The following is a 7,032-nucleotide window of genomic DNA, read 5'->3' on the forward strand; positions in this document are numbered from 1 at the left end:
TTAATTGCTGAAGACGTATACTACCCAGGTGAAAGTGAAACATCAGAATTTTATGTTTCGGTTTTATTAAATAGAGCCACTGGTCGCAACATGATCATGTATTCTACTGAAGGTGGAATGGATATTGAAGAGGTTGCTGAACATACACCAAACCTAATTTTTACAGAAGAAATTGATCCTGCTGTAGGATTGCAAGGTTTTCAAGCGAGACGTGTTGCTTTCAATTTAGGTCTTTCAGGTAATGCCTTCAAAGAAATGGTTAAATTTATTGATGCATTATACAATGCTTACATTGGTTCAGATGCGTCAATGTTTGAAATTAACCCAGTACTTAAAACATCAGACAATAAAATATTAGCAGTTGATGCTAAAGTAAATATCGACGATAATGCATTATACAGACAACCTAAATATGCTGAAATGCGCGACATTAGAGAGGAAAATGCTATAGAAGTTGAAGCTAAAGAAGCCGGATTAAACTATGTAGATCTTGACGGAACAGTAGGATGTATGGTTAACGGCGCTGGATTAGCAATGGCAACTATGGATTTAATCAAATATGCTGGTTTTGAACCAGCTAATTTCTTAGACGTAGGTGGAACTGCTGATGCAAAACGGGTTGAATTAGCTTTTAGAATCATTTTGAAAGATCCAAATGTCAAGGCTATTTTAATCAATATCTTTGGTGGAATCGTTCGTTGTGATCGTGTTGCCCAAGGTGTGGTTGATGCTTATAAAAATATGGGAGACGAAATAAAAGTGCCTATTATTGTGCGTTTGCAAGGTACAAATGCCGAAATTGCAAAAGAATTAATCGATAATTCAGGAATGCCAATTTTGTCAGCTGTTCAATTTCAAGAGGCAGCAGATCAAGTTAAAGCAGCGTTGTCTTAATAAAAATTATCAACTATTATATAAAAACTCTCAGATTTTATCTGGGAGTTTTTTGTTTTAACAGACTAAATTTCCAAAACAACTCAAGATTTCTTACCTTAGCCTTTCAATTTTATATTATGATTTCAGAAGTGCAATTTCAAAACGAATTGGATTTAATTATAAAAAACGCAATCAGAGAAGACGTTGGTGATGGCGATCACAGTTCGTTGGCTTGTATTCCAACTTTGGCTCAAGGAAAAGCAAAATTACTGGTAAAAGATGAAGGAATCATTGCCGGTGTAGCATTTGCAGAAATGATTTTCAAATATGTAGATGAAGATTTAAAGATGGAAATCTATATTAAAGATGGAGAAATTGTGAAATATGGAGATGTAGTTTTTCAAGTTTCAGGAAGTTCTCAATCTATTTTAAAAGCAGAGCGTTTGGTGCTGAATTCGATGCAACGTATGAGCGCTATCGCAACAAAAACTAAACTATTTGTTGACTTATTGAAAGGTAGCAACACAAAAATTTTGGACACCCGAAAAACTACGCCAGGAATTCGCGCTATAGAGAAATGGGCGGTAAAAATTGGCGGTGGTGAAAATCATCGTTTTGCCTTGTATGACATGATCATGTTAAAGGATAATCACAATGATTTTGCTGGTGGAATTCCGCAAGCAATTGCTAAAACAAAACAATATTTAGTTGACAATAATAAAGATTTGAAAATAATTATTGAAGCCAGAAATCTTGATGAGGTGCAACAAATTATAGATGCTGGAGGCGTTTATCGAATTTTATTGGATAATTTTGATTATGAAACTACAAAAAAAGCAGTTCAGTTAATCGGTAATCAATGTTTAACAGAATCATCAGGAAATATCAATGAAAAGACAATTCGAAGTTATGCCGATTGTGGTGTAAATTATATTTCTTCTGGGGCACTAACGCATTCGGTTTATAATATGGATCTAAGTTTAAAAGCATTTTAAAATATGTCAGAGGCAATTGAAAATAAGCTCAATAAAATCCCAGTTATTAAACAGTTAGTTTCTTTTGGAAAAAAAATCAAACCACAATCGTTTGAAGGACTTTCTCTATATGATATTTTAGAATTGTATATAATCGGAATTTTTAAAGGAGCTTTTTCATACAGAGCAAGTGCTGTGGCATTTAGTTTTTTTATGGCATTGTTTCCATTTGCGTTATTTTTTTTGAATTTAATTCCATTTATTCCTTTGGAAAATTTTCAAAAAGATTTTTTACAATTTGTCGAAGAAAGTGTTCCGCCTAATACCTATGAAGCCATCGCGGTAATTATTAGCGATATTATGAACACAAGCCATCAAGGATTATTGTCTTCCGGTTTTATTTTATCTATTGTATTAATGGCTAATGGTATTAATGCAATTTTAGGAGGATTTGAAATGTCTGAACACATTACTATAACACGAGGTTTTTTTAAACAGTATTTCATTTCATTAGCAATCTCATTACTTTTATCGATGATATTAATTATTACAGTTTCTGCAATTGTAATTACAGAAGTTATGATTCAAAAAATAAATATTCAAGGTTATGTTGCCGATGTTTCGGTAATTGAATGGAGTCGATATGGTTTTATTATTTTAATGATTTTAATTACTACTTCTATTTTATATAAATTTGGAACTAAAGAAACTTCAAAAATTTCATTTATCAGTTATGGCGCTGTTTTCACTACTATTTTAATTATTATTTCTTCCTATATATTTGGTGTTTATGTGGAAAAATTTGCACGTTATAATGAACTATATGGTTCTATTGGTACACTTCTTGTACTGATGTTTTATATTTGGATTAATTGTATGGTTTTATTACTAGGTTTTGAACTAAATGCAACTATTTCTAAATTAAAAAGAAAAAATTTATATATTAGCAAAAATTAAAAACAAATTATTATGAAATCAAAGATTATTACACTATTAATGGTTATTGCAACAACATTAACTGTTAATGCACAAGAAACTGTTTCAGGAGTTAAAGTTGATGCTAAATTGTCTTTAGAAGGGCAAAGTTTGGTTTTAAATGGTGCTGGAACAAGAGAAAAAATGTGGATCGATTTGTATGTAGGTTCTTTATATTTACCAAAAAAGAGCGCTAGTGCAAAAGATATTATTGATAGCAAAGATGCCGGAGCTATTAAATTGAACATCATTTCTGGTATGATTACTTCAGAAAAAATGATTACTGCAATCAATGAAGGTTTTGAAAATTCAACAGGAAAAAAAACAGCTCCACTAAAAGCTAAAATTGATAAATTCAAAGGTTTTTTTAAAGAAGAAATTAAAAAAGGAGATGTTTTTATCATCATGAATGTTCCAGATGAAGGAGTAGTTGTATACAAAAATGGATCTAAAAAAGGATCTATCGATGGATACGATTTTAAAAGAGCATTATTCGGAATTTGGTTAGGTGATAAACCTGCCGATGACGATTTAAAAGCAGGTATGTTAGGAAAATAAGACCAAACATAAATCTAGTATTAAGCGTTCTCAATTGAGAGCGCTTTTTTTATTAAAATTCGTTACTTCAATATCTTTTTACTTTTTTCTTTTCGCCATACTCTTTTTCAAACTATATTTGTTCTATGTTATATTTTGTTGAAGTTGTTTTGCCATTAGCAGTTTCAAAAACCTTTACATATCAGGTTTCTGAAGCAGAATTTCACTACATTCAAATAGGAATGCGAGTGGCTGTTCCCTTTGGTAAAACAAAAATCTATACTGCATTAGTTCTTCATAAAAATAATACTCCTCCGCAATTATATGAGGCCAAAGAAATTCATCAGATTTTAGATGAAAGTCCTGTGGTTAATTCGTTCCAAATTGAACATTGGAAATGGATTGCATCCTATTATATGTGTTCGCTTGGAGAAGTTTTTCGAAGTGCGTTGCCCGCAGGTTATATTTTGGAAAGCGAAACAATTATTTCAGCTAAAGAAAATTTACAAATAGATCCAAATGATTTAAAAGACGATGAATATTTGATTCTGGAAGCATTAAAAACGCAATCATCAATTACGGTTCAAGAGGTTATTAAAATTTTAGGAAAGAAAACTGTTTTTCCAATTATCAACAAATTATTAGCAAAAGGCGCTCTGGTTTTACAGGAAGAAATTTCTGAACAGTACAAACCAAAATTAATTCGATACATCAAATTACAAGACGATTTTTTGCAACAAGATAAATTAAGCAGTTTATTAGAATCGCTTTCCAATGCAAAAAAACAACGCGAATTAGTATTGCATTATTTTCAATTACAAGCCCAGGACAAAAATCCAATTTCGGTTAAAAAACTTATAGAAACTTCCGCAAGTTCTTCTGCAATTGTAAAATCATTAGTCGATAAGAACATTTTTGAAGAATATTATATTGCGCAAGATAGAGTCACTTTTGATAAAGGTGAAAATAGTCATTTCGCGTTAAGCGAAGCACAGCAAAAAGCTTTTGACAGCATTGAAGATAATTTTAAATCTTTCGATGTTAGTTTATTGCATGGAGTTACTGCCTCGGGTAAAACAGAAATCTACATCAAGCTATTAGAACAATTTGTGCAACAAGGTAAGCAAGTGTTGTTTTTGCTTCCTGAAATAGCTTTAACCACACAATTAGTGCAACGATTAACTGCTTATTTTGGTAACGAAGTAGCTGTTTTTCATTCGAAATATTCCAATAATGAACGCATTGAAGTTTGGAATCAAGTGCTCGAAAATTCTCCAAAAGCAAAAGTTGTTATTGGTGTTCGAAGTGCTATGTTTTTACCCTTTTCAAATTTAGGATGCATCATTGTTGATGAAGAGCATGAGCAAACCTATAAGCAACATGATCCTGCACCGAGATATCATGCCCGAGATGCAGCCATCGTTTTAGCTAAACAACACAATGCAAAGGTTCTTTTGGGAAGTGCAACTCCTAGTTTGGAGACTTATTATAACGTGCAAACTAAAAAATACGGTCTAACCGAATTAAAAGTGCGGTATGCAAATCAAGTTTTACCTGAAATTTTCTTAATTGATATAAAAGATAAGTATTTTAGAAAGAAGATGACTGGGCACTTTTCCGATGAATTATTGGAAGCGATATCAGAAACATTGTCTAAAGGCGAACAAATTATATTATTTCAGAACCGTAGAGGATTTTCGCCCTATGTTGAATGCATGACGTGTGGTCATGTGCCGCATTGTCCTAGTTGCGATGTGAGTTTAACCTATTATAAATTCAAAAATCAATTGCGTTGTCATTATTGCGGCTATTCAATTGCAAATCCTACACATTGTCATAGTTGTCAATCGGTTGATCTTACCACTAAAGGCTTTGGAACTGAACAAATTGAAATGGAATTAAAAGCGCTTTTTCCAGAAAAAAAAATTGGAAGAATGGATCAAGATACCACACGAGGTAAATTTGGTTTCGAGAAAATTATTGATTCGTTTAAAAATAGAGAAATTGACATTTTGGTCGGAACTCAAATGCTCGCTAAAGGATTGGATTTTGATAATGTAACATTAGTTGGAATTATGAATGCCGATAATTTACTAAATCAGCCCAATTTTAGAGCGTATGAAAGAGCTTTTCAAATGATGACTCAGGTTTCGGGTAGAGCAGGACGTTCTGAAAAAATTGGAAAAGTGCTGATCCAAACGTTTAATCCGCATCATAATACCATTCAACACGTATTGAGTTCAAATTATTTGGACATGTATAAAGAACAAATTTACGAACGTCAAAATTTTAAATATCCGCCTTTTTATCGTTTGATAAAAATAACTTTAAAACATCGTGATTTTGATAAATTAAAAGAAGGTTCGCTTTGGTTTTATAATGTATTAGTTCAAAGTTTATCAGTTCCAGTTTTAGGTCCAGAAGAACCAGCAATTAATAGAATTCGAAATGAATACATCAGAACTATAATGGTAAAAATACCTGTCAATTCTAATTTAGGGAAAGCAAAAACAATTATCACTAAAATGCGAAATAGTTTTGAAGCCATTCCTCAATATCGAGCAATTAAAATAACGGTAAATGTAGATGTATACTAGATTTTCTCGATTGCTTTTACGATTTCTTCTTTTTTATTTCGGCTTAAAGGTATTTTTGTTGTGCCAATTTCAATAAATTTATTATTGAACTTTTCTACTCGAGATAAGTTAATTATAAACGATTTGTGTACTCTAATGAATTTACCTTCAGGGAGTTCCTTTTCAAAACCTTTCATAGTAGAGAGTACTAAATGGGTTTCGTCGTCTGTAACTACTTTTATATAATCGCCATAAGCTTCAATCCATTTGATTTTGGATAGATAAATTTTTAGCTTTTTTAAATTGCTTTTAATTACAATACTTTCTCCTTGTTCTTGAGGAATATCATAACGAAGTGCATGTAATTCAGTAGCTTTTTTTACTGCTTTAAGGAAGCGTTCTTTTGAAATGGGTTTTTGAAGAAAATCAGTTGCTTCATAATCAAAAGCTTTTAAGGCATAATCTGCTTTTGAAGTGATAAAAATAATTTGGGGTTTGGTTTTTAATCCATCTAACAAGTCAAACCCACTAATTAATGGCATTTCAACGTCAAGAAATATTAAATCTAATGCATTATTATTAATACAATTTTTTGCTTCTAATGCATTAGCAAATTCACCAATTAAGTTTAATAACGTAGATTCATTTACCAATTTAGTAATGGTAATCCTTTGAACGGCACTATCATCTACAACGATACAATTTAACTTCATGGGTTTTCTTTATACGAAGTTAAAAGTATGATAAATAATACAACAAACCAAATAACATATTAAAAAAAAAATATTTGAAGAACTATTGGTTATTAGAATAAAAACACTATTTTTGCACCCAATTTTATAACATTAAAATATAAAGATTATGAATCATTATGAAACTGTTTTCATCTTGAATCCCGTTTTATCTGACCAACAGGTAAAGGAAACAGTAAGCAAGTTTGAAGATTTTCTTACTTCTAAAGGATCTGAGATGGTATCGAAAGAAGATTGGGGCTTAAAAAAATTAGCCTACGAAATTCAACACAAAAAAAGTGGATTTTACCACTTATTTGAATTCAAAGCGCCAGCTGAAATTATTATTGCATTTGAAACTGA

The 7,032-nt window shown here is 31.4% G+C and carries 7 protein-coding genes; 6 read left to right on the forward strand and 1 reads right to left on the reverse strand.

What is annotated here, in order from left to right:
* The 5 genes from sucC to priA form a co-directional block, all read left to right on the forward strand.
* A partial coding sequence (sucC, locus tag ACIQZC_RS07650; protein WP_396138644.1) for an ADP-forming succinate--CoA ligase subunit beta occupies nucleotides 1–894 on the forward strand: 894 nt, incomplete at its 5' end.
* Nucleotides 895–1,013: 119 nt separating this feature from the next.
* Nucleotides 1,014–1,871 carry a carboxylating nicotinate-nucleotide diphosphorylase gene (nadC, locus tag ACIQZC_RS07655; protein WP_396138645.1) on the forward strand — a complete coding sequence of 286 codons (858 nt, stop codon included), beginning with the start codon at nucleotides 1,014–1,016 and terminating at the stop codon, nucleotides 1,869–1,871.
* Nucleotides 1,872–1,874: 3 nt separating this feature from the next.
* The gene (locus ACIQZC_RS07660) at nucleotides 1,875–2,807 is read left to right on the forward strand and encodes a YihY/virulence factor BrkB family protein (RefSeq protein WP_396138646.1); all 933 of its coding nucleotides are present in this window, start codon (nucleotides 1,875–1,877) and stop codon (nucleotides 2,805–2,807) included.
* A gap of 12 nt (nucleotides 2,808–2,819) precedes the next feature.
* Nucleotides 2,820–3,383: a chalcone isomerase family protein gene (locus ACIQZC_RS07665; protein WP_396138647.1), complete on the forward strand. Its 564-nt coding sequence runs from the start codon at nucleotides 2,820–2,822 to the stop codon at nucleotides 3,381–3,383.
* Between the two features lie 125 nt (nucleotides 3,384–3,508).
* Nucleotides 3,509–5,959, forward strand: a complete 2,451-nt coding sequence (gene priA, locus ACIQZC_RS07670) for a primosomal protein N' (protein ID WP_396138648.1) — start codon at nucleotides 3,509–3,511, stop codon at nucleotides 5,957–5,959.
* Here priA and ACIQZC_RS07675 read toward each other — a convergent pair.
* Nucleotides 5,956–6,651, reverse strand: a complete 696-nt coding sequence (locus ACIQZC_RS07675; RefSeq protein ID WP_396138649.1) for a LytR/AlgR family response regulator transcription factor — start codon at nucleotides 6,649–6,651, stop codon at nucleotides 5,956–5,958. The genes priA and ACIQZC_RS07675 overlap by 4 nt on opposite strands.
* A gap of 148 nt (nucleotides 6,652–6,799) precedes the next feature.
* On the opposite strand from ACIQZC_RS07675, the gene rpsF reads away from it, so the two are divergent.
* Nucleotides 6,800–7,032: 30S ribosomal protein S6 (rpsF, locus tag ACIQZC_RS07680; RefSeq protein ID WP_396138650.1), on the forward strand; the 233-nt coding region annotated here is incomplete at its 3' end.

Source organism: Flavobacterium sp. (assembly GCF_044338735.1).
Lineage (GTDB): Bacteria > Bacteroidota > Bacteroidia > Flavobacteriales > Flavobacteriaceae > Flavobacterium.